This window comes from Pseudomonas sp. CDFA 610, from assembly GCF_021147865.1.
In the GTDB taxonomy this organism is placed as follows: domain Bacteria; phylum Pseudomonadota; class Gammaproteobacteria; order Pseudomonadales; family Pseudomonadaceae; genus Aquipseudomonas; species Aquipseudomonas alliivorans.
Genome location: NZ_JAGTPM010000015.1, coordinates 35,811 through 57,819, shown reverse-complemented (window position 1 = coordinate 57,819; position 22,009 = coordinate 35,811). Strand labels below are relative to the sequence as shown.

The window sequence follows — 22,009 nt, the reverse complement described above, 5'->3', positions numbered from 1 at the left end:
GCCATGGCATCGCGTGTCGAAGTACGCCTGCAGATGAACTATTCCGACTTCCACCTGGATCTGGACCTGACATTGCCCGGCTCCGGCGTAACAGCGCTTTACGGCCCTTCCGGCTCAGGCAAGACCACCTGCCTGCGCTGCATCGCAGGTCTGGAAAAGTCGCCCGAAGGCGTTATCCGGGTCAACGACGAAGTCTGGCAGGACACCAGCAAGAACATCTTTCTGGCACCTCACAAACGCTCCATAGGCTATGTGTTTCAGGAAGCAAGCCTGTTTGCGCACCTGTCCGTCAGGGACAATCTAGAGTTCGGTTTCAAACGGATTGCCCGCAATCTGCGCAGCATTCAGTTACAGCAGGCTACTGAGTTGCTGGGTATCGACCACTTGCTCGAACGACGCCCCGACAAGCTTTCCGGCGGTGAGCGTCAGCGTGTCGGCATCGCCCGTGCGCTGCTGACCAGTCCGCGCCTGATGCTACTGGATGAACCGCTGTCAGCACTGGACAGTCGCCGTAAAAGCGAAATCCTGCCCTACCTGGAACGTCTGCACAGGGCGCTGGATATTCCGATGCTCTATGTCAGCCATGCTCAGGACGAAGTGGCGCGTCTGGCCGATCATCTGGTAGTGCTTGAGGCTGGCAGCGTGCTGGCCAGCGGGCCCATCCGGGAAACCCTGGCGCGCCTTGATCTACCGCTGGCCATGGGCGATGACGCAGGTGTCGTGATCAATGGCACGGTAAGCGCCTACGATCCTCACTACCAACTGCTGACCATCACCCTGCCCGACAGCAAGCTCTCGATGCGCGTAGCACATGCCGACATGCCGCCAGGCACGCCGCTGCGCATCAAGGTGCAGGCCCGTGATATCAGCCTCAATCTGCAGCCGGACGATCAGAGCAGCATCCTGAACCGATTACCGGTGACAGTCGTAGAAGAAATGGTTGCCGACAATTCGGCCCACGTGCTGGTCCGGCTGGACGCAGGCGGGACGCCATTGCTGGCCCGTATCACCCGTTATTCCAGCGATCATCTAAAGCTGCATCGCGGGCAATCGCTTTGGGCGCAGATCAAGGCCGTGGCCGTCCTCGCGTAATGGCGATCGGTCGCACACCAGATGCAAATAAACGGCACCACCGCAAAACGTCGCGGTCAGTGCTTTTAACTGCCTCTGGAATTCTGCCATGCCTGACTCGACCATCATCAGTCCACTCGCCAGCGACCTGCATTATGTAGACGACAGCCAGCCGGGGTTCTCGCGCAAGGTCCTGCGCGGCAAGTTTGCCTACTTCGACACAAAAGGCGAACGCATCAAGGATGAGTCGGAGATCAAGCGCATCAATGCGCTGGCCGTGCCGCCCGCCTACACCGACGTCTGGATCTGCGCCGACCCCAATGGCCACCTGCAAGCAACAGGACGTGACGCGCGCGGCCGCAAGCAGTACCGCTATCACCCGCGCTGGCGCGAGATCCGCGATCAGGACAAGTATTCGCGCATGATCGAGTTCGGCCATGCCTTGCCCAAGGTTCGCAAGCAGATCGAAGCACAGCTCGCCCAGCCCGGCATGGGCAGGGAAAAGGTCATGGCGACAGTGGTTTCTTTGCTCGATGCCACGCTGATCCGCATTGGCAACAGCCAGTACGCCAAGGAAAATCGCTCCTATGGCCTGACCACACTGCGCAACAAGCACGTCGAAGTGAAAGGCGGGCAAATCATGTTCGAGTTTCGCGGCAAGAGTGGCGTCGAACACAGTGTCACGGTAAAAGACCGGCGCCTGGCCAACGTGATCAAACGCTGCATGGAACTGCCCGGCCAGAATCTGTTTCAGTACCTGGACGATGATGGCGTGCGCCATACGGTCACGTCTTCGGACATCAACGCTTACCTGCAAAGCCTCACGGGATCGGACTTCACCGCCAAGGACTATAGAACCTGGGCCGCAAGCGCGCTGGCGTTGGCTACCCTTCAGAAACTGCATTGGGAGCCGGAAGCCGACGCGAAAAAGCACATCGTCGACATGGTCAAGGCCGTTTCGAAACAGCTGGGCAACACCCCCGCCATCTGCCGCAAGTGCTACATCCATCCAGCGGTGCTCGAGGGCTTTTTGCTCGGCAATCTGGCCAGACTGCCACGCCTCAGGCAGCGCAAGGGACTGAGGCTGGAAGAAGTCGCATTGGCCAGCTACCTGCGCACGCTGGCGGACCGCATCGAGGCCCAGGCCGACAAGGTCAAAGCCTGATTGCTTTTTGAGACCACTCGGCTATATCGGTCACTGCTCTGCTGTGACCGGCAACTCCACAATACTGGCCTGCGCCTGTCTATCCCCAGTGTCGTAGGCATGGGACAGCTCTTCGATCGTTGCCACAAGGTGGCGCACCGCATGCTGAACCTCTACAAAGATGGCATCAGACGAGCCTGCCGCGCAGCTCATCCGCTGAACAATGCTCTCCAGTTCGACGCCAGCCCCGCGCCTGCCAGTCAACACATACAGAACATCCACCCCCACATTGGCAATCGCAGCCAGATAATCGGCCCTGGGTACACGCTCACCACTTTCATACTTCCCCTGTGCATTGGCAGCAACGCCTCCGAAGTGTCCGAGTTCACGCTGTAAAAGCCCCAGACGCCTGCGCTCCTGCTTCAATCTCGTGCCTATATCGCTCATGACCCTGACCGTCCATGCTCGCTGTGAAAATCAGTTCTCAAATCGAATTGTTCATAGATCGCCCGGGGCTGCCCAACCGGATTTACTCGTCACCGAAGGGGAATCGCCTTCGGGCTCACGCCTCTCCTCTGATCACGCACAGACTTTTTTCCTATATCACCTTGAAGATTTCAACTGGCGCTTATCGGATCGACATCGGCAAACAGACAAAAGTATCGAAAGATACGTCAGTCCCGCACGGCCAGTTGATGCCCGGTAGCGCTTGGGCGACTGCAGCCCAGGCCGCCCTGACACCCGGTACGTAGGCAGGATTTCGTAGCCCCCTGATTTATCGAAGGATTTTTTTAGACATCCGCGTCACATCCTGTACCCTTCGAAGCGTGTGCGAGCTTGCTTAGCGATGGCGAGATGTATATATTCCCCGCTCTTGGCGCTACCGCCCCGATGGCGAAATTGGTAGACGCAAGGGACTTAAAATCCCTCGTCCTCTGGACGTGCCGGTTCGACCCCGGCTCGGGGCACCACATATAAAACAAGGGCTTACAGGGCAATCTGCTCGGTAGGCCCTTGTTTTTTTGGGTCCGCAAAAACGACATTGGGCCTCAATGCCTCATTTACCCCCTTCCCCGGCGTCCTGCCGACGAACACCACTCCCCAAAACAGAGATACTCGATTACTGTATATCCATACAGACACCGAGAGTAAAGTCATGGACACCGATATCGCCGACGATTGGGCTTACAACCCGACTGAAGAACAAATGATCCGGCAGCGTGCCCATATCGTGAATGAGGAAAACCGATTATTACGCGCCGAAGTAAGCCGATATCGCCAGCATCTGGCCAAGATGATCGACATGCATAACACTGTCTCGGCCGAGCGGGAAAAGCTTTCGACGAAACTCAGGGCGGCAGACAGCCGGATAGCCGACCTGTTGAGAGGTGCCTCTGACTCGTGGGGTCGGATCGATTCGCTTGAACGCGTTATCGACCATCACAGGCAGTTGCTCCGCGCTGCCAATATCAGCCCTGAAAAATGGGCAGAGAACCCTTCAGACTGTGCCGAGCCCGAGAGCGATGCCCATCATCCGCTCAGGGTCGTTCAGCACTGATCCTGCCCTCGGTTTAACCGGTTCACGGCCTCCAGGGGCCAACTTACACGCGAGCAAGTGGTCGCTTCGAATCGTGCAATGATGGCGTGACGAACGGCTTGTTTGCCCTCAGCTCATGAGGTACGCAACGATGAAACTCGACGAGATGGCTATCGCGCCAGCCATAAAAGTCCAGGCGGCAGAAATAGTGCAACGAATCGAATTCGCTGACGGCTTGCTGGAACTGGCGACGGCAGGTGGTGTGGGCGAAGGTTTTTTGATGGGCCTGGCCTGCATCGACGCATCGCCGGGGCAGGATATCGAAGCACTTGAAGATCTATTCAACCAAGCCATGACACGCAAGATGGCTGAGGCCCGTAAACAGTCGTAAATAGCATTTCAGTTCCTCAAATCCGTGGGCGCAGTTATCTGCGTGACAGATGAGAGAATCGCACAGCCGGAAGTGTCTGAAAGCGGACAAGCGGAACGAGAACGGCGCGGGGTTCATGACTCGGATCCGCTCGTCAGATTTGACGCAGACCGTTGCGCTGCATGGCTCGCGGCTTGCAATGAAGACTTTGACGGCGCCGGAATGATGTATTTCTGACGTGTCAGCCCCCCCTTGGAACGCCGATCAGTTATCAGGAGATGCACCGTGTCAACTCTCAGTGAAATCGCAGCGAACCACGCGAGGCACTTATCGGCACTGGAAGCTGAATCGGCTCGATTGAACGCGCCCTGTACACCGGTTTTACAGGTGTTTGAAGCGCCGACATTTCTTGCCATCGAGCAAATGCCACCGCACACCATCGCGGCCATCCATGAAGGCATTCAGAGCCAGACGAACACCTGTTCACTCTGAGCCTGAACCCTGGTGGGCACCAGACGTCCGGCGCTGACTGCTTGCGTGGGTAAGCATTCGCCGACGAACTGCGCACACTATTTTTTCAAGTCCGCCGATAGAGGTATCGGTCGATATTTTCAAGGAGAGAAACACATGCTTTTCACGGACACCCAGATCAGCCAGGCACTCGAAATCTTCATCCGTCGCAATGAACAGCTTCAGCAGGAACTGGCCAACTTCAATCGTCATCCCGGCGGCCTGTTCATCAGCGAACGTCGTGCCGAACACGCACGCTCTGCGTTCCTGCGGGCAGCACAGGAACGCGATACGACCCCTCATGATTTCGCCTTGAGGCTTCTGGCCCGCACGCCCTCGGAACTTGAGCAACTGCGCGAAGAGCGTCGGATGCGGGTGGCGGGTTGAGTCAGGGCCGGGACGCTGTCTGACCAAAGTCAATATCAAAAGTCTGATAGAACGCACCGTCGTTGAGGCACCCGATGAATTATTTTCGCCCCGTTCTTGACATGCCATTCGAACCAGTACAGAATTGCGTCCATTCCCGACTGGGGAATTGAAAAAAACCCTTTAGATTCAATGGGTTGGAAGACAAAGAAAATGTTCTTCCGAAAAGTTTACGACGTTTGATGCAGCGGTAACGTATCGGATGTTTGAGGCCGAGTAGCAAAATGGTTATGCAGCGGATTGCAAATCCGCCTACGCCGGTTCGATTCCGACCTCGGCCTCCACTCTTGAAAACCCCGTCAGTTTCGACTGACGGGGTTTTTTATTGCCTGGCAGAACATGCGTTTCGTCGGTGCACGGAGCATGGACGCGACCCGTATGCACCTGGTCGTGCCCATGCCCTGCTTCATCAGCGCTGCAACGGCTCGTAAGGTTGGAAGAAGCCGCTGCCTACCCATTTCGGTGTCTTTTCAGCGGTCATGGGTTCCGAGCGCTGGTAACTGTTGGCGCGTTTCGAATAGCCCTTGTGGTCGTACTCGGCCATGTACGGATACGGGAACACCTTGCGTGTGCGGCCGCGGTTGGAAATGTCTTCCCTGGTCATGAACGTCGGCAGGCTGGCCGCAACGACCTTATCAACCGGCACCGGCTGATATTGACGGGCAACGATGGCATCTGGCGCCCGACCTTTTTCCACCCAGGCCATGATCGGCGTCAGCAGGTCCACCTCGCTCGGCCCTTCTCCACGACCGCAATGGTAGACACCGGGCAGCATGTACAGCCGGGTGAAGGATTCGGTGCGGGCCTTGCCCATGTGTGCCTCGACCGCCTCGTGGTAGGCCAGTGTGTTCAGGGGCGAGACCTGCGGATCAGCCCAGCCGTGCCAGAGAATGAGCTTGCCACCACGGCTGGCGAAAGGCGCAAGATCGGGATTGGTCGCGTCATACAGCGCGTGCAACGGGCGCAGGCGTTCGAAGGTGCTTTTGTCGAAGTCTAGATCGACCAGCTTGAAGTCCGCCGCAGGGTTGTTTTCGAAAACCATACTGCGAATGGACTGTTCGGCGATCTGTTGGCTGACGTTAGGCTGATCGGCAGAAACAGGTACAAACAGTCCCGCCCAGGCCAGTTCCGATCCGGGTTGCGGACCGCCCACGATCAGCCGGTCTCCGCTGACCGGATCTTTCGGGCCGTCGTAAATGCGCCGTGCGGCCTCCACTTCCTGCGCTGTGAGGCACTTGGCGGTGTCGGCAGACACTTTGCACTGCACCACCGAGGGGTCGAAACGGCAGAGCCTGGGGTCGGAGATCAGACCATCGATCTGTCCATCCAGCACATCGCACTGGGTCAGCATAGCCTTGTGCAGAATCGGCAGGCGAGACGCGAGGATGATCGGTTTGCCATCAGGACCTGTGTTGGCGCGCGCCATCCATCCATGAAAAAACACTTTCTGCACCTGAAAATTCAGCGCAGCGGCGCCCGCAATGATGCCGTTGAAGTCTTCCGGGTAACGCTGAGCTTCGATCAGCGCCTCACGGCCACCGTCCGAACAGCCGGTGAAATACGCGTACTCGGCCTTGCGGCCATAGAACGCATGGATCAGCTTCTTCGAGGCCAGCGCCGTGAGATGCACGCCGCGATGAGCGAAGTCTGCACGCTTCTGCGGATCGTCACCAAACGTGGTGTCTACCGTCTTGTGCCCCATGTCGGTGGACGCCACGGCGAACGCGCCCGTCTTGAGCGGTTTGCAACTGTCGGCGACACCCGGCCTTGAATCACTGTGGCCACAAAAGCCGCCGCAGCCGACTTGCAGATAACGCTGCGCCCAAGTGGTAGTCGGCAGTTCCAGCTTGAAACCAATTTGCGGTGCGAGCAGGCCTTCCACGGCGCACACCGCCACGCCATCACGGCTGGATTCGCTGGCTGACACCACACGGCTGCCGGCCCCGCCAATCTCACTCAGATCGGTCTGGGTCAGCGCAGCGCAGGCAGTGACCGGCGTCACAACCGGCAGTTGGGCGAGGTTATCGGCCACATTCGAAGACGGCGTTCTGGCCAGCGCCGGGGTCAGCGGAAATAGGGAGATGACCAATAGCGCAAACACGCTGGAACGACTCGGCATCGTCGGTTTCATGAGAACTCCTGTTCATGATGGAACGAGACTGCAACGCGAGGCGATGACGCCCGACTACGCGGCAGGTGCAGGTAAAACGTTTGGGGCGTCTCTCGATTCAAAGATTAGCCGCAGAGATGATTACAGATTCCGACCATCACCCATGACCTTGTAAACGGTGACACGACGGCTCAGCGACGGGGCATGCAGGCTGGCGACATCAGGAGGGAGGCTGTCTGGCGGGGCTCAGGACCTGGTCCGAACGGGCCGGGGCCTGACTGGCGGATCTGGCATCAAGGCTGAAGCCAGCCCTGGCCGAACCAGGCAGCTTGATCGGCACACCGGGCTGGCCTGGTCCTGTCTAAGGTATGAGTGAAAGATCCGAAGCTTCAGGCGCTCTGCGGCTCTCGCTGACGATTCAACGCCGCCAGATCACGAAACGCCGCGCCCGGATGAGAGGCCTGCAAACGTGGTCCGTTGTCGAACAGCTTCTCGCGTAATGTGCCCTGAGCGTATTCGGTCTTGTACACACCGCGCTTCTGCAACTCCGGCACCAGCAACTCGACCGCATCGATGAAGGTTTCGTGCGTCAGTGCGTACGCCAGATTGAAGCCATCGACATCGGTGTCTTCGACCCATTCCTGCAACAGATCGGCCACTGTTTCCGGGCTGCCGACAAACAGCGGACCGAAACCACCGATGCCAACCCAGTCGGCCAGTGCCTGCGGGGTCCAGATTGTATCGGGGTCGGCGGTGGAGAACGTTTCCACGGCCGACTGAATGGCATTGGTGTGCACGTGCCTGAGGGGTTCATCGGGTCTGAACTGGCTGAAATCGATGCCGGTCCAGCCGGAAATCAGCGCCATTGCGCCCTCATAGCTGACCCAGCTTTTGTACTCCTCGAACCTGGCCTTCGCCTTGGCATCCGTCTCGCCCAGAATTACGGTCTGCAGGTTGAAGATCAACACGCTGGACGGATCCCGCCCCGCCTCGGCCGTGCGCCGGCGGATGTCGGCAACCGTTTTCTTCAGCAGCACTTTCGACGGCGAGGCGACAAACACGCATTCGGCATGCTCGGCGGCGAACTGCTTGCCCCGGCTGGACGCACCGGCCTGATACAACACGGGCGTGCGCTGTGGCGAGGGCTCGCACAGATGGATACCGGGCACCTGAAAGTGCTTGCCGACATGACGAATCTCATGAATTTTGCTCGGGTCGCTGAACACGCGTCGCTCCCGGTCACGCAGAATTGCGCCCTCTTCCCAACTGCCTTCCCAGAGCTTGTAGCAGACCTCAAGGTATTCCTCGGCGAAGTCATAGCGGGCATCGTGTTCGGTCAAGGTTTTCTGGCCCAGATTCTTCGCCCCGCTTTCCAGGTAGGACGTCACGATGTTCCACCCTGCCCGGCCCTTGGTCAGGTGATCAAGGGTCGACAGACGTCGGGCGAACGGGTACGGGTGCTCGAACGACAGCGACGCAGTGAGTCCGAAGCCCAGATGCTCGGTAACCAGCGCCATCGGCGGAATCAACTGCAGCGGATCATTGACCGGCACCTGCGTGGCCTGGCGTATCGCCGCCTCGCCGTTGCCGCGATAGACGTCGTAAATACCCAGCACATCTGCGATGAACAGGCCATCGAACTTGCCGCGTTCCAGAATCCTGGCCAGATCGGTCCAGTACTCCAGGTCCTTGTATTGCCAGGACCGGTCACGCGGATGGGCCCACAGGCCCGGTGATTGATGCCCCACGCAGTTCATGTCGAAGGCATTGAGGCGAATTTGACGGGACATGCAGTCACTCCTGAAGCTGAGGCGGCGCAACGCCGTTGAGGCGATGGTTGCCCAGCACCTGATAGTGCCAGCGCAGCGGTTCACGACCGGTCTGCGGCGGCAGGGACTGACGCTGGCCGGTCAGTTCGTACTGCACGTTGTCCACCGCCAGCAACGCATCGGCACTGGCAATGACCGCTTCAGTGCTGGCGATCAGGCGCGGCTCGGGAGAGCCTTCAAGCGTCTGTGCCCGCTCCAGCAGTGCCGCCGCCAAGTCAATGCGGATCTGCAGATAGCCAATCTTGCCGATCACGTAAGGATCCTCGACGATGCGCTGCACATCGCTGAACGCCCAGGGCTGACCCTGTTCACGCAAATAATCGAGGGTCTGCTGCAAGCCTCGCCGTGCGTCGTTCAGGTCTTCAGCAGCAACCGCCAGTTGGGTGTCGATAGTTGAATGAGACAAATGACTGCTCCTTGATCAGTTCCAGGCATGGCGCGGCGGCGCGACACCGTTGAGTACGCGATTGCCGATCAGGTGGTATTTCCAGCGAGCGGGATCGTGCAGCGTGTGGGTTCTGGCGTTGCGCCAATGGCGATCCAGATTCAGCGAGCCCAATACCGAGCGGGTGCCGGCGAGTTCGAACAGCTTGCTGCTGATCAGCAAGGCAATCTGCGCCGACAGCACCTTTGCTTGAGCGACAACCACCGACGCATGCGCAACGCTGGCTTCACTGGGTTCGGCCAGCGCCTGGTCGATAGCCTGCCCGGCCCTGGCCAGGATTGCGTCGGTGCCGTGCAGTCGCCATTGCAGATCGCCGATGGTCGCGATGCTGAACGGGTCTTGCCAGCCGAAGTCCTGTTTGCTGTCGATCCACGGCCGCGCCAGTCGCGCATGCCTGAGGGTTTCCTCGAACGCGCCGTGGGCAATGCCAGTATCGACAGCCGCCTGAATGATTTGCGAAATCGGACCATGCGCCGTGGGTTCGTCAAACGCCCGATGCGCTGGAATCACTGCACTTCTGGGCACCGTCACGGCCCTCAGAACAGCGCCACCGCTGGCCGTGGTGCGCTGGCCGAACCCATCCCAGCTATCGATGATGGTCAGGCCGGGACTGTCGCGCTCCACAAACGCGATAAACGCGTTGTCCTGCTCGTCCACGCCCACCACAGGCACGATGTGAGCGAACAGCGCTCCGGTGCAGTAAAACTTCTCACCGTCCACCACGGCCCGTTCGCCATCAAAGCGGATGCGGGTCTGGAAAGTACCGGCGTTCTTGCTTTTCGACTCCGAAAAGGCGTTGCCGAAGCGATAGCCCGCCAGCGCCTTGGCAAAGTAATGGCGCTTCTGCTCTTCGGTTCCGGTCTGTAACAGGATGTCGAGAATACCCAGATGATTCTGGGGGATCTGTCCCAACGAAGGGTCGGCTGCCGAGATGATCCTGATCACCTCGGCGACCGTCACATAAGACACGCCGGCGCCGCCGTAGGCTTTCGGCACAGTGATCGCCCACAGGCCGCTGGCGGAGAATTCATCCAGTTCCGCAATGGGCAGACGGCGCTCGCGATCACGGACCGAGGCCTCTTCGGCAAAACGCACGGCAAGCGCTCTGGCGACCTCGATGGCCTCGGCATCCGAGGTGATGACATGGGCCCTCGGCAGGCTTTTAACAGGGTGGTTCATGGGGCAGGTTCCTGATCATCGATAACAGGTTGAAAACGGCTCAACACGCATGATTCAGGTATTGCACAGGCCATGCCTGATCATGAGTTTCTTTTGAATACAGGTAGTTGCAGAACATTCTTAAAGCAGCGTAAGCATCTACATGAACAGATTGTTCAAACGCTGTTGCTGAGAGAACAGCGGTGTGTTCACCGCGCTGCCGCGCCCAGATAGTGATGATGAATGTCCTCGCGCCCGGCCAGCTCTGCGGCCATGCCGGACTCGACCACTCGCCCGTTTTCCAATATATACGCATAGTGCGCATGGTCCAGCGCAAGGCTGATGTTCTGCTCGGCAACCAGCAGACTCAGCCCTTCGTCCCGGTTCAACGCCCCGAGAATGTCGAAGATTTCCTCAACCACTTGCGGCGCCAACCCCATGGACGGTTCGTCCAGCAGCAGTAGTCGAGGCCCGGACATCAACGCCCGCCCGATGGCGACCATCTGCTGCTCGCCGCCCGAGGTATAGCCTGTCAGGCGTTTGCGCAGCAGCTTGAGCCGGGGAAAGTAGCCGTAGACTCTTTCCAGTCGCGCCTTGAGCTCGGTCCGCGACGGTCTGGCGATAAATGCGCCGATCAGCAGGTTCTGCTCAACGCTCAGGTGCGTGAAGCAGTGCCTGCCTTCCAGCACCTGCGCCAATCCATTACGCACCAGCAGGGAAGGATCACTGGCGGTGATCGTCTGGCCCTGATACTGAATCCTGCCGCTGACCACCTCGCCACGCTCGGCGCGCACCAGACTGGAAATCGCCTTGAGGGTCGTGCTTTTGCCCGCCCCGTTGGCACCCAGCAGCGCAACCATCTGCCCCTGCCGGACTTGCAGGCTGATCCCGCGCAGGGCAAGGATGGAGTGCTCGTAGAACACCTCGACCTGCTCCACTGACAACAGAACATCGGCAGACAGACTGGCATGCGGGATCGAACTCATGGGCCTTATTGCTCCTGGCTGCAGTTGCGCGGCGTAATGCCTTTTTCCTTGGCGTACTGTGCAGCAGAGGCTTCGATGATTGGCCGCAGCAAGGCGCGGTCGGCCTGTACCCAGTCGCTGATCAGGTTCCAGCGCTGCCCGTCCCACTGTTGAAAACGCACCGCACCGCCACCTTCATGGTCTGTACAGGAAAGCTTCAAGGGCTGTACCAGACCCTTGGCACCCAACGCCTGCAAGCGCGCATCGTCGATATTCAGATGCTCGAAGCCCCAGCGCACCTGCTCGCCGGTCAGCGGCTGGTTACCGAATCGGGTTTGAGCGATGCGCAGCGCCTCGACATTGAGAATGCCGTTCACTACGCCCAGGTTGTAATACACCGTACCGAAACGCTTGGGGTCGGCCAGATTGCCCTGTCCCTTGTCGAGCACCGCGCTCTTGATGCCTTGCAGCACCGGGAAATCAGTGCCGGACGGGTGCGTAGTGATAGAGATGAAACCCTTGGCGGCGGCACCTGCGGGAATCACGTCCTCTTCGGAGTTGCTCCAGATATTGCCGATGATGTGATCCACCGCAAACCCGACCTTCTGCGCCGACTTCAGCGCCACCGGGTTCATCACGCCCCAGCCGCGCAGGATGACCCAGTCAGGCTTGAGGCGACGGATATTCAGCCACTGCGATTGCTGCTCGTTACCGGGATGCGGCACTTCCAGCGTCGTCAGTTCGAAGCCGTAGTGTCTGGCCAGGGTTTCCAGTACGCCGTTGGTTTCCTTGCCATAAGGAGAGCCGTGGTAAAGCACCGCGATCTTCTTGCCTTTCAGGGACTCAGGACCGCCTTCACGCTGACCAATGTAATTGACGATGGCCGACACTTCGGAATAAGGGTTCAGCTGCAGCGGGAACACATACGGAAACACGCTGCCGTCGGTGGAGTCGGTGCGTCCGTGGTTGATGGTGATCAGCGGCAGCTTGTCGGCCGTAGAGCGCTCGAGCGTGGCGTAGGCAATGCCGACCGACAATGGATTGGTCGCTGCCGCCGGAGCGCCATTAAGGCCGCCCTTCAGACGTTCATAGCATTCGACGCCCTTCTCCACCACGTATTCGGTTTCACATTCCGACCATGTCAGCTTGACGCCGTTGACCCCGCCATTGGCGTTGACGTATTGCAGGTAATCGATGAAGCCTGCGAAGAAACCGGTGCCGCCAGCCGCATAAGGCCCGACCCGATAACTTTGCAGTGGAAAATACTGTTCGCTGGCAGCTTGAGCGGTTGCCGCCAGTCCGCCAGCCAGCAAGGCCAGACCCAGCATCAGGCGCAGTAAGGATGTTCGGGGTTTCATGGGCAGATCCTTGAAGGTTGAGGTTGTTGTCGGGGTGAGAGAAATGCGGGTCTGCAAACGATCGCTCAATAGCGCAGCGGCCAGATCCGCGCACGCTGTCGAAAGCGCCGCCACAGGCGCGCCAACCCTTCGGGCTCCTTGATCAGGAAGGCGATGATCAAGGCACCAAAGAGTATTTTCTGAATGTTTTCCAGTTGTCCGGAGTCGATCAGGCCGACCGGCAGCAAGGCGCTGGTATGGCCCAGCAGGATGGGCAACAGCACAATGAAGGCTGCGCCGAGGAAGTTACCGGAGACGCTGCCCAGCCCGCCGATAATGATGATGAACAGCACCTGAAATGAGCGGTTCAGGTCGAAACCATGCGGCTCGACCGTACCCAGATAGGCAAACGCCCACAGTGAACCGGCGACCCCCAGATAGAAACCGCTGATTGCGAACGCCAGCAGCTTGGCCTTGAACAACCGGATGCCGATCACCGCTGCGGCGGTGTCCATATCCCGCACCGCCATCCAGGTGCGACCCAGTTCACTGCGGATCAGGTTGTTGGCCAGCCAGAACAGCACCACTACCAGCGTCAGGGTCAACAGATAGCGGCCTTGCGGCGAGCTGAAATCCAGTCCGGCGACGATCAGCGGTGGCGAGGTAATCACGCCCGATGCATTGTCATGGGTGAACCAGCTGAACCGGGTCAACACCCACTCGACCACAAACTGCGCGGCCAGGGTCGACACCAACAGGTAGAAGCCCTTGATGCGCAGGCTGGGCAGCCCGAACAGCAGCGCCACAGCCGCCGCGACCAGTCCACCGAAAACAAAACCCAGCAACAATGGCGTGCCCGGTACGCGCAGTTGCAGGTTGTAGGTGGCAAACGCGCCGACGGCCATGAACGCGGCAGAACCCAGCGACAGTTGTCCGGCGTAACCGGTCAGCAGGTTCAGGCCCAGACCTGCCAGCGAAAGCACCAGAAACGGCACCAGAATCGCGCTGAACCAGTAGTCATTGCCGGCCAGTGGCACGATGACAAAGGCAAATCCCAGCAAGGCCAGCAGCCCGATCCGGTCCTGGCGCAAACGAAACAGGCGACGCTCGGCGGCATAGGAGCCTGCCAGTTGTCCGGCTTCTCGATAAAGCATGGCAATGATCCTTGTTGAGAGTCAGACGCGCTCGATGGCTCGCTCGCCGAACAGGCCAGCGGGACGCACCAGCAGAAACAACAGCGCCAGCACGTACGGCACCCAGTTTTCGATGCCGCTGCCGATGATCGGGCCGATGTAGATTTCCGCGAGTTTCTCGGCCGCCCCGATGATCAGGCCGCCGACGATGGCGCCGCCAATGGACGAGAAGCCGCCGATAATCAGCACCGGCAAGGCCTTGAGCACCACCAGCGACAGGGAGAACTGCACGCCTAGCCGCGCGCCCCAAAGTAATCCCGCCACCAGACCGACAAACCCGGCCACGGCCCAGACCACCGCCCAGATGCGCGGCAGACGGATGCCCACCGCCTGTGCGGCCAGGGGATCGTCGGCCACGGCACGCAGGGAAAGACCAATGCGAGTACGGTTGAACAGGATGGACAGCGCGATGACCAGCGCCGCCGCAGTACCTGCGGCGAACAGGTCGAACTGCGAAAGCAGCATGCCGCGAATCTCCAGCGGTTCGTCAGGGATGCCCAGGTCCAGCCCGTGAACCTGGGCGCCCCACAACGCCTGCGCCAGACCTTCGATCATGTACGACAGACCCAATGTGGCCATGAACAGGATGATCGGCGGGCGATTGACCAACGGCCGCAATATCACGCGCTCGATCAGCAAAGCCAGCACCACCATGCTTGTCAGCGTTGCCAGAAACGCCCAGCCGAACGGCAGGCCGCGCTCCAGCAGACTGACGAATGTCAGAGCGGCGAACAGCACCATCGCGCCCTGGGCAAAATTGAAAACGCCCGACGCCTTGTAGATCAGCACGAAACCGATCGCTACCAGCGAATACATCACCCCGGCCAACAGCCCGCCAATCAGAACTTCAAAGAAAAACTCCACGGCTCAGCTACCTCTTATCAAACGACCTGTAGACCATCGAGGAAACGCGATTTTTCTGTAGTAGGCGTCTCCCGCGTTTCGGTGTTCGCTGCGCGACAGCGCTACGTCGAAGAAGAACGACGGGTGCCGAGATAAGCGGCGATTACCTGCGGGTCGTTGCGTACCTGCTCCGGCGTTCCGTCACCGATCTTGCGGCCGTAATCCAGCACCACCACGTGATCGCTGAGGCCCATCACGACGCCGATGTCATGCTCGATCAGCACGACCGTGGTACCGAGTTCGCGGTTGATGTCGCGAATGAACTGGCTCATCTCAACCTTCTCTTCCGCGTTCATGCCCGCCATCGGCTCGTCCAGCAGCAACAGACGCGGCTCAGCAGCCAGCGCACGCGCCAGCTCGACGCGCTTTTGCAGGCCATAGGAAAGCTTGCCAACCAGCGCGTGGCGCCAGGGATGAATGCGCAGGAACTGAATCACCCGCTCGGCGTGGGCACGCTGTTCATCGTCCTCGGCAGGCGCCCGACCCACCCGCAGTACCTGCTCAAGCCATGTACTGCGACGCTTGAGGTTGCGACCGGTCAGCACGTTATCCAGGACGCTCATGCCCTTGAACAACGCAAGGTTCTGAAACGTTCGGGCAATACCGCTTTCGGCAGCCTGATGCGGACGCATGTGTGTATGCGTCGTGCCGGCGTATTGAACGGAACCGCTCTGCGCCTGGTACACGCCATTGATCACGTTAAGCAGCGAGCTTTTGCCCGCGCCATTGGGGCCGATCAATGCGCAGATTTCACCTGTCGCCACTGAGAAACTGATTGAGGTCACTGCCTTGACGCCCTTGAAAGACAAGGAAATATCGTCCAACGCCAGAAGCGATGCAGACAGGCTTGCGCTCATGAAGACACTCCCGGCAGAGCCGGTAGCCGATATTCATCAATGGCGGCTTCAAGCCTTGGCTTGACCTGTGTTGGCGTATCCAACGGGCGAGGCAGAACCCCCAGCGCAGCGAAGAACGCCCGACTCTGAGGCGTCAGCGACTCACCTGCCAGCAGCGGTGTGCTCAGACGACTCATGCCCAGCACATCCAGCAGCGGACGACGGATCAGCCAGTAGCCGAGCTGGCGTCTGATCACGCCTTTGGCGGGCGCCATTGCCCACTGATACAACGCGTGGGCGAATGAGCCAGGCAATGGCAAGCGTTCCCGCGCCCAGAGTTCCAACCGCGCATAGGACTCACGCGTACCCAGTACCAGCGTTGGTCCCAATTCGCGCCGGTCGTTATCGCGCGTACTCAGCGCCTCAGGAAAATTCAGACAGAAACCGGCGACCAGCCAGGGCGCCAACAGGTAACGGGCCTGGCCGCTGGCGGCAAATACACGGGCCGCCAATGCCTGATCGCGGTCGGTAATGGCCTGGGCTTCGATCAGCTTCCGTGCATCGTCAAGCAGCTCGGCATGGGTCAGTTGCCGCTCGCCCTCAGGCGTCTCAAAGACAAACGCACAGGCTGCGGCGTCGATCCAGAGCCTCGGGTTTCCGGAGTCGGTGTGATTCAGCAACTGGGCATAGTCGATCAGGCGCGGATCATTCGCGTTGTGCAGGCCGCGCTTGTCGAGCACGATCACCACGTCAGGCGCTGTATCGAGTACCTGAGCGACACGCTCCAGATCCTGCACAACCGCATAGCGAGGCTTGAATGTCGCCAGCCAGCGTCGATGATCCACCGAAGGCTCGATCAGGCTGACGCTCCCGCCCAGCGCCTGCGCCGCCAGCGTCAGCAATAACGCCTCGGCATGGGCCTCACTGATGATCACCAGACGGTCCGTCGCCTTGAACCCTTTGAGCTGCAATGCACCCGCCAGATGGTCAACGTCCTGCGCCACCTCGCCCCAGGTACGGGTTAGCCAGATGCCGAGCTGCTTGTAACGCAGGGCGATCTGTCTGTTACGGGTCCGAGCCTGAACCAGCAGCGCCTGAGGCAATGAATGAGGCATGAAGGCTTCCGTCGAAAAGAGGATCGAAGGTGCCATAGCAGCGAACGTGCCATACCGTAAAAACCATGCAGATCAACACGTTGCGAAGCCTGATGCATAACGGTCGGTGTTCGGTTTACAGCCAAGCTGTTGAGGCGCTGTTGCGGGGCCAACATCTGCAACTGCCCGAAAAACAAATAGCCTTTTAAATCAATAGATTGGATTCAGGCACAGACTATGCAGTGACCTGAGCGACCTCTCATTGGCCGAGTGCCAATCTTCCAGCGCTCAGGAGCACTGCATGACTTTATCGACCGACGCCAACCCGCTGTCCCTTGGAACCGACTATGAAGCCCTCGCCAACCGCTTCCGCCCGATCTTTCGTGAGATCGGCGCCGGTGCGGTGGAGCGTGAAAAAGGCCGAGCCCTGCCCTTCGAACCCATTGCCTGGCTCAGGCAGGCAGGCTTTGGCGCAGTCCGCGTGCCGAAGGCATACGGCGGCGGCGGTGCTTCGGTGGGCCAACTGTTTCAGTTGCTCATCGAGCTGGCCGAAGCGGATTCGAACATTCCACAAGCGTTGCGCGCGCACTTCGCCTTTGTCGAAGACCGCCTGAATGCGCCCGCCAGCCCCGACCGGGACGAATGGTTTGCGCGTTTCGTTGCAGGTGATCTGGTCGGCAACGGCTGGACCGAAGTCGGCGCAGTGAAGATTGGCGACGTGATCACCAAGGTCAGTGCCCGGGGTGACGGTTTTGTGCTCAACGGCCGCAAGTTCTACAGCACCGGCAGCATCTTCGCGGACTGGATCGATGTGTACGCCCAGCGCGCCGACAACGGCGCCGACGTGATCGCTGTGGTCGATGCGCACCATGCCGGCGTGCGCCACAGCGATGACTGGGATGGATTCGGCCAGCGCACCACCGGCAGCGGCACGTCCGTCTACGAGAACGTGCCGCTGCCCGCCGAACACGTGATCCCGTTCGAGCAGCGTTTCAAATATCAGACGGCTTTTTATCAGTTGGTATTGCTGGCCGTGCTGGCAGGCATTGGTCGGGCCGTCGAGCGGGATATCGCCCAGGAAGTGCGGGATCGCAAGCGCGTTTTCAGCACCGGCAACGCCGACAGCGTGAGCCAGGACGCCCAGGTGCAACAGGTGGTCGGGCAGATTGCAGCGCAGGTCTACGCGGCGGAGGCGGCTACCCTGCGTTCGGCAGAACCTCTGCAGCGCGCTTACCTGGCTCGGTTTGGCAACGATGCGCAACAAGAGAAGGACGCCAACATCGCCGCTGAAATCGAGACCGCGAAAGCGCAGGTAATCGTGTCGGAACTGGTATTGCGCGCAGCGACCGACCTGTTCAACGCACTCGGCGCATCGGGGGTCAGCGTCAACAAGGCGCTGGACCGCCACTGGCGCAACGCACGCACGGCGGCGTCGCACAATCCGCTGATCTACAAGGCACGCATCGTCGGCGACTGGCGCATCAACGGCACAGAGCCGCCTTATGTCTGGCAGATTGGCAACGGCTCGGGCAAGGACTGAGCCGTTGTGTCAGTGAGCATCCCGTAGCAGGTGGCGACTGGCAAAACTGAAGGCCAGCACCAGGAAGATCAGCGCTCCGGTCGCCACCTGTTGCCAATAGAAATTCCAGCCGATCAGCAACAACCCATTGGCAATCACGTTGATGAACAGCACGCCCAATAACGTTCCGACGATGTTGGGCCGTCCCTGACGACTCAAGGTGGTGCCCATGAATACTGCGCCAATCGCGCTGATCAGGTAGGCATTGCCCGACATCGGCACGTAGGCGTTGACCGTCGAGCCAAGCAGAATGCCCGCCACCGCGCAGGCCAGTGCGCTGCCGACAAACACCTGAACGGCAATGCGCCGGAGCGACAGACCCGAGTAATACGCCAGTTGTGGCTGCGTACCCACCGCCAGAATCTCGCGCCCCAGACGCCCGCGCGCCAGCACCAGACCGTAACCGCCTGCCATTGACGCGACCAGCCAGACTGGCAACGGCAACCCCAGAATCACCAGACCGGTTATGCCAGGTAACACCCCCTGAGCGATATAGATCGGCTGCCCGCCATCCGACAGCAACTGCTGCACGCTGGTGCCAATGAACAGCGTGCCCAGCGTCGCCAGAAACGGCGAAATGCGCAGACCGGCAATCAACAGCGCGTTGAACGCCCCGGCCGCGCCGCCCGCCAACAACGCGACGACCACCGCAGCGCCCAGCCCGTAGCCGCCATTGAGCGCGACCACAAATGCCAGGCTGGCAAAGTCCACGGCGGTACCCACCGACAGGTCGATTCCACCCGCCGCCACTGCCCAGGTCATGCCAACCGCGACGATTGCCAGCAACACGAAGTTGTTCAGGATCAGACTCGACAGGTTGCCCCAGCTCAGGAAACCCGGTGCCTCCAGCGCAAAGAACACCAGAATGACAAGGACCAGTATCGGTAACGTGGCCGTCAGCAGACGCGGCAAAAAGCTGTTTCGTGCCGATGAAGCAGTCAGGGTCAGCGTACTCATTGTTCACCCTCCGGTTGGCCGACGGCGCCGGAAAAGGCCACCACCAGCAGAATCAGCACGCCTTGAACGCCGTTGACCCAGAAGCTGGAAATGTTCAGCAACTGGAAGCCATTGATGAGAAAACCCAGCAGCAGGGTCGCCAGCAGGGTCCCGGGAATGTTGGCAGTCAGGCGTCTGGAAAACACCGAACCGAGAAAGGCAATCGCCACCACCGACAGCAGCAGGTCGCCAGAACCGGTCGTGCTGCCGCTGAACACCGCGGCGGAACAGAATGCAGCCAAGGCCGCGCAGGTTCCGGCGATCAGGTACGTGGAGAACACATAACCATGGGGATTCAAACCCGCCGCTATCGCTGCCAGCGGGTATTCTCCAATGGCGTAAAGGCGCAGGCCGTAGGCGCTGCGCTGAATGACCACATGCAACACGGCAGCCACGCTCAACAGCATCCAGGCCAGGGCCGGTACGCCCAGCCATTCACCCGAAGCCAACACGTCCAGCAACGCAGAGTCAGTGGCCAGCACGGTATTCTGGGTCAGCACCAGTTCCAGCCCTGCGACCAGGTTCATGCTTGCCAGGGTTGCCAGCAACGGCGGCAAACGGAGAAACACGACCGCCACCCCATTCAATGTACCAACCAGCAGACCGCAGCCCAGCGTGAGCGCTAACGCTTGCCAGGTTTCCAGACCCGCGTTGTTCAAGCTGCTGTAGACCGCCGCGCATAACCCCAGATTGGCCGCGAGCGACAGGTCCAGCCCGCCGCGAACCACGTTGGAGCCGCCGCCGATCACCACGCAGGTCAGCCCCAGCGCGAGAATGCCCAGTACCGCAGATTGGGCAAACACGTTGCTTAGGTTGCCGACGCTCAGGAAGTTCGGCGCACTCAGGGCAAACCCCAGCAGAATGATCAGAAACACCAGCAGGGAGCCGCGCTGCGCAAGACGCAGCAGCCACCCTGAAGACGGACCGGATGGGTCACGAATGGATATTTCAAGCCCGTACATGTTTGCGCTCCTCATGGGCTTGATCAATGACTGTTTCGCGCTCGCTGGCCCCGGTGGCGCAGGCCAGCAACTCATCGCTGTCGGTGGTGCGCGCGTCGAATTCACCCGCGGTGCGGCCCCGGTGCAGCACTACGATGCGCTGCGTGATCCCGATCAGCTCCGGCAGGTCCGACGACAGCACCAGAACCGCAGCACCGCCCTCGGCCAGCCTGGCGATCAGCCGATAGATTTCGGTCTTGGCGCCGATATCGACACCCACACTCGGCTCGTCGAGCAAATACAACGACGACTGTCGGCTGAGCCATTTGGCCAGCGCAACTTTCTGCTGATTGCCACCGCTGAGCGATTGCACTGCGCTGCCCTGCCCCGAGGTCTTTATCGCCAACTCATGGATCAGCCGCTCGCTCTCGCGAACCTGTGCCTTGCTGTCCAGCAGGCCCCAGCGGCTGAACCGGCCCAGACTGGCCAGCGTGATGTTTTCAAGCACCGATAGCGCTGGCGCGATGCCGTGGCTGCGACGCTCTTCCGGCACCAATGCAATGCCATGGCGAACTGCGTCGCGTGGTGACTTCAACCGAAGCGGCTTACCCTTGAGGAGCAGTTCGCCCTGAGAGGGTTTAACCAGCCCGAACAGACTCTTGAGCAACTCCTTGGCGCCGGAACCGACCAGTCCGGTCAGACCGACCACCTCGCCGCGTCCTACCGTGAGGTCGATGCCTTCGTAAGCCTGGTCCGCGCCGAGTCCTTTCAGCTCAAGCACTGGCGGCCCAGGGGTCGTCCGGGCCCGGGGATACAGCTCACCGACATCGCGGTTGACCATCAGCCGGGCGATCTGCGCAGTACTGGTGACAGCCGGGTCCACCACTGCCACATCGCGCCCGTTACGCAGCACGGTCACCTGATCACACAGCGATTCGATTTCCTGCAGGTAATGCGAGATGTAAAGAATCGTCAGCCCTTCATGACGCAGGCGGCGCACGATGGACAGCAACCGGTCCACTTCCCGCTTCACCAGCGATACGCTCGGCTCGTCGAACACCAGTATTTTCGGCTTTGCGATCAGTGCGCGGATGATCTGCACAATCTGCCGTTGGGCACTGTCCAGATCACGAATCAGAGCCCCTTTCGGAAACGCCATGGCGAAGTAATCGTGGATCAGCCGAGCGGCCTCACGCTCCTGAGCACGACGATCCACCCACAGGCCGCGCCTGATCTCCTGACCGAAGAACAGCGCCTCACCCACCGTGAAGCTTCCAGGCAGCAAGCGCTCCTGATGAATGAACTGCACGCCCAGCGTTTCGACCTGACGCGGCGTGAAAACATCGAAAGACTCGCCATGAACGCTCAGGCTGCCCTTGTCGGCCTTGTGAATGCCGGCCAGCACCTTGATCAGGGTCGATTTGCCTGCGCCGTTTTCACCGACCAGACCATGGATGGTGCCCGGTTCGACGCGCAGACTGACCCCGTCCAGCGCCTGGGTCGCGCCGAAGCGTTTGCAGATGCCCTGCAGGTGCAAGGCAGGCGGTGACGTCACTGAAGTCATG

Annotated in this window: 21 protein-coding genes and 2 tRNA genes; 9 read left to right on the top strand and 14 right to left on the bottom strand. The window is 60.1% G+C overall.

Annotation, left to right across the window (positions count from 1 at the left end):
• Positions 1-3: 3 nt before the first annotated feature.
• Together modC and KDX39_RS24775 are read left to right on the top strand one after the other, a co-directional pair.
• Entirely contained in the window at positions 4-1,092 is a 1,089-nt protein-coding gene (modC, locus tag KDX39_RS24780) for a molybdenum ABC transporter ATP-binding protein (RefSeq protein ID WP_231662179.1), read from the top strand.
• A gap of 88 nt (positions 1,093-1,180) precedes the next feature.
• A complete protein-coding gene (locus tag KDX39_RS24775) occupies positions 1,181-2,236 on the top strand; it encodes a DNA topoisomerase IB (protein ID WP_231662178.1) in 1,056 nt (351 codons plus the stop codon).
• Positions 2,237-2,266: 30 nt separating this feature from the next.
• On the opposite strand, the gene KDX39_RS24770 is transcribed toward KDX39_RS24775, so the two are convergent.
• Entirely contained in the window at positions 2,267-2,662 is a 396-nt protein-coding gene (locus KDX39_RS24770) for a helix-turn-helix domain-containing protein (RefSeq protein WP_231662177.1), read from the bottom strand.
• Positions 2,663-3,100: 438 nt separating this feature from the next.
• Between KDX39_RS24770 and KDX39_RS24765 the strand changes: the two genes are divergently transcribed.
• From KDX39_RS24765 to KDX39_RS24740, 6 genes are all read left to right on the top strand, one after another.
• Positions 3,101-3,186: transfer RNA gene (locus tag KDX39_RS24765), tRNA-Leu, on the top strand.
• 71 nt (positions 3,187-3,257) lie between these two features.
• Positions 3,258-3,773 carry a hypothetical protein gene (locus KDX39_RS24760; protein WP_442964580.1) on the top strand — a complete coding sequence of 172 codons (516 nt, stop codon included), beginning with the start codon at positions 3,258-3,260 and terminating at the stop codon, positions 3,771-3,773.
• A gap of 130 nt (positions 3,774-3,903) precedes the next feature.
• Positions 3,904-4,143, top strand: coding sequence for a hypothetical protein (locus tag KDX39_RS24755; RefSeq protein ID WP_231662176.1), 240 nt, complete (start codon positions 3,904-3,906; stop codon positions 4,141-4,143).
• A gap of 264 nt (positions 4,144-4,407) precedes the next feature.
• On the top strand, positions 4,408-4,614 hold the full coding sequence (locus KDX39_RS24750) for a hypothetical protein (protein WP_231662175.1): 207 nt from the start codon (positions 4,408-4,410) through the stop codon (positions 4,612-4,614).
• Positions 4,615-4,749: 135 nt separating this feature from the next.
• The gene (locus KDX39_RS24745; protein ID WP_099227696.1) at positions 4,750-5,019 is read left to right on the top strand and encodes a DUF6388 family protein; all 270 of its coding nucleotides are present in this window, start codon (positions 4,750-4,752) and stop codon (positions 5,017-5,019) included.
• A 249-nt stretch (positions 5,020-5,268) separates the two neighbouring features.
• Positions 5,269-5,342, top strand: a tRNA-Cys gene (locus KDX39_RS24740).
• 125 nt (positions 5,343-5,467) lie between these two features.
• Here KDX39_RS24740 and KDX39_RS24735 read toward each other — a convergent pair.
• From KDX39_RS24735 to KDX39_RS24690, 10 genes are all read right to left on the bottom strand, one after another.
• Positions 5,468-7,189: a tannase/feruloyl esterase family alpha/beta hydrolase gene (locus KDX39_RS24735; protein ID WP_231662174.1), complete on the bottom strand. Its 1,722-nt coding sequence runs from the start codon at positions 7,187-7,189 to the stop codon at positions 5,468-5,470.
• Positions 7,190-7,557: 368 nt separating this feature from the next.
• The gene (locus KDX39_RS24730; RefSeq protein WP_231662173.1) at positions 7,558-8,958 is read right to left on the bottom strand and encodes an LLM class flavin-dependent oxidoreductase; all 1,401 of its coding nucleotides are present in this window, start codon (positions 8,956-8,958) and stop codon (positions 7,558-7,560) included.
• Positions 8,959-8,962: 4 nt separating this feature from the next.
• Positions 8,963-9,403: an acyl-CoA dehydrogenase gene (locus tag KDX39_RS24725; RefSeq protein ID WP_231662172.1), complete on the bottom strand. Its 441-nt coding sequence runs from the start codon at positions 9,401-9,403 to the stop codon at positions 8,963-8,965.
• 15 nt (positions 9,404-9,418) lie between these two features.
• The gene (locus KDX39_RS24720) at positions 9,419-10,621 is read right to left on the bottom strand and encodes an SfnB family sulfur acquisition oxidoreductase (RefSeq protein ID WP_231662171.1); all 1,203 of its coding nucleotides are present in this window, start codon (positions 10,619-10,621) and stop codon (positions 9,419-9,421) included.
• Positions 10,622-10,809: 188 nt separating this feature from the next.
• Positions 10,810-11,586 carry an ABC transporter ATP-binding protein gene (locus KDX39_RS24715; protein ID WP_231662170.1) on the bottom strand — a complete coding sequence of 259 codons (777 nt, stop codon included), beginning with the start codon at positions 11,584-11,586 and terminating at the stop codon, positions 10,810-10,812.
• Positions 11,587-11,591: 5 nt separating this feature from the next.
• A complete protein-coding gene (locus KDX39_RS24710) occupies positions 11,592-12,923 on the bottom strand; it encodes an ABC transporter substrate-binding protein (RefSeq protein ID WP_231662169.1) in 1,332 nt (443 codons plus the stop codon).
• Between the two features lie 65 nt (positions 12,924-12,988).
• Complete coding sequence (locus KDX39_RS24705) at positions 12,989-14,056, bottom strand: branched-chain amino acid ABC transporter permease (protein WP_231662168.1); 1,068 nt, start codon at positions 14,054-14,056, stop codon at positions 12,989-12,991.
• A gap of 21 nt (positions 14,057-14,077) precedes the next feature.
• Positions 14,078-14,959 carry a branched-chain amino acid ABC transporter permease gene (locus KDX39_RS24700; RefSeq protein ID WP_231662167.1) on the bottom strand — a complete coding sequence of 294 codons (882 nt, stop codon included), beginning with the start codon at positions 14,957-14,959 and terminating at the stop codon, positions 14,078-14,080.
• A 101-nt stretch (positions 14,960-15,060) separates the two neighbouring features.
• Positions 15,061-15,855, bottom strand: a complete 795-nt coding sequence (locus KDX39_RS24695; RefSeq protein WP_231662166.1) for an ABC transporter ATP-binding protein — start codon at positions 15,853-15,855, stop codon at positions 15,061-15,063.
• Complete coding sequence (locus KDX39_RS24690) at positions 15,852-16,949, bottom strand: AMP-binding protein (protein ID WP_231662165.1); 1,098 nt, start codon at positions 16,947-16,949, stop codon at positions 15,852-15,854. The genes KDX39_RS24695 and KDX39_RS24690 overlap by 4 nt, the downstream gene beginning before the upstream one ends.
• A 280-nt stretch (positions 16,950-17,229) precedes the next feature.
• Between KDX39_RS24690 and KDX39_RS24685 the strand changes: the two genes are divergently transcribed.
• Complete coding sequence (locus KDX39_RS24685) at positions 17,230-18,468, top strand: acyl-CoA dehydrogenase family protein (RefSeq protein ID WP_231662164.1); 1,239 nt, start codon at positions 17,230-17,232, stop codon at positions 18,466-18,468.
• A gap of 9 nt (positions 18,469-18,477) precedes the next feature.
• On the opposite strand, the gene KDX39_RS24680 is transcribed toward KDX39_RS24685, so the two are convergent.
• Genes KDX39_RS24680 through KDX39_RS24670 form a run of 3 tightly spaced genes read right to left on the bottom strand, consistent with a single transcriptional unit; the run spans position 18,478 to position 22,008 of the window.
• Positions 18,478-19,464 carry an ABC transporter permease gene (locus tag KDX39_RS24680; RefSeq protein WP_231662163.1) on the bottom strand — a complete coding sequence of 329 codons (987 nt, stop codon included), beginning with the start codon at positions 19,462-19,464 and terminating at the stop codon, positions 18,478-18,480.
• Entirely contained in the window at positions 19,461-20,465 is a 1,005-nt protein-coding gene (locus KDX39_RS24675; protein WP_231662162.1) for an ABC transporter permease, read from the bottom strand. Before KDX39_RS24675 ends, KDX39_RS24680 begins: the two co-directional genes overlap by 4 nt.
• The gene (locus KDX39_RS24670) at positions 20,452-22,008 is read right to left on the bottom strand and encodes a sugar ABC transporter ATP-binding protein (protein ID WP_231662161.1); all 1,557 of its coding nucleotides are present in this window, start codon (positions 22,006-22,008) and stop codon (positions 20,452-20,454) included. The genes KDX39_RS24675 and KDX39_RS24670 overlap by 14 nt, the downstream gene beginning before the upstream one ends.
• Between the last annotated feature and the right edge of the window lies 1 nt (position 22,009).

Bases quoted from the DNA above. Each gene is read 5' to 3' on its own strand.
- modC (WP_231662179.1), top strand. From the start codon at position 4: ATGGCATCGCGTGTCGAAGTACGCCTGCAGATGAACTATTCCGACTTC.
- KDX39_RS24775 (WP_231662178.1), top strand. From the start codon at position 1,181: ATGCCTGACTCGACCATCATCAGTCCACTCGCCAGCGACCTGCATTAT.
- KDX39_RS24770 (WP_231662177.1), bottom strand. From the start codon at position 2,662: ATGAGCGATATAGGCACGAGATTGAAGCAGGAGCGCAGGCGTCTGGGG.
- KDX39_RS24755 (WP_231662176.1), top strand. From the start codon at position 3,904: ATGAAACTCGACGAGATGGCTATCGCGCCAGCCATAAAAGTCCAGGCG.
- KDX39_RS24745 (WP_099227696.1), top strand. From the start codon at position 4,750: ATGCTTTTCACGGACACCCAGATCAGCCAGGCACTCGAAATCTTCATC.
- KDX39_RS24735 (WP_231662174.1), bottom strand. From the start codon at position 7,189: ATGAAACCGACGATGCCGAGTCGTTCCAGCGTGTTTGCGCTATTGGTC.
- KDX39_RS24730 (WP_231662173.1), bottom strand. From the start codon at position 8,958: ATGTCCCGTCAAATTCGCCTCAATGCCTTCGACATGAACTGCGTGGGG.
- KDX39_RS24720 (WP_231662171.1), bottom strand. From the start codon at position 10,621: ATGAACCACCCTGTTAAAAGCCTGCCGAGGGCCCATGTCATCACCTCG.
- KDX39_RS24715 (WP_231662170.1), bottom strand. From the start codon at position 11,586: ATGAGTTCGATCCCGCATGCCAGTCTGTCTGCCGATGTTCTGTTGTCA.
- KDX39_RS24710 (WP_231662169.1), bottom strand. From the start codon at position 12,923: ATGAAACCCCGAACATCCTTACTGCGCCTGATGCTGGGTCTGGCCTTG.
- KDX39_RS24705 (WP_231662168.1), bottom strand. From the start codon at position 14,056: ATGCTTTATCGAGAAGCCGGACAACTGGCAGGCTCCTATGCCGCCGAG.
- KDX39_RS24695 (WP_231662166.1), bottom strand. From the start codon at position 15,855: ATGAGCGCAAGCCTGTCTGCATCGCTTCTGGCGTTGGACGATATTTCC.
- KDX39_RS24690 (WP_231662165.1), bottom strand. From the start codon at position 16,949: ATGCCTCATTCATTGCCTCAGGCGCTGCTGGTTCAGGCTCGGACCCGT.
- KDX39_RS24685 (WP_231662164.1), top strand. From the start codon at position 17,230: ATGACTTTATCGACCGACGCCAACCCGCTGTCCCTTGGAACCGACTAT.
- KDX39_RS24680 (WP_231662163.1), bottom strand. From the start codon at position 19,464: ATGAGTACGCTGACCCTGACTGCTTCATCGGCACGAAACAGCTTTTTG.
- KDX39_RS24675 (WP_231662162.1), bottom strand. From the start codon at position 20,465: ATGTACGGGCTTGAAATATCCATTCGTGACCCATCCGGTCCGTCTTCA.
- KDX39_RS24670 (WP_231662161.1), bottom strand. From the start codon at position 22,008: ATGACTTCAGTGACGTCACCGCCTGCCTTGCACCTGCAGGGCATCTGC.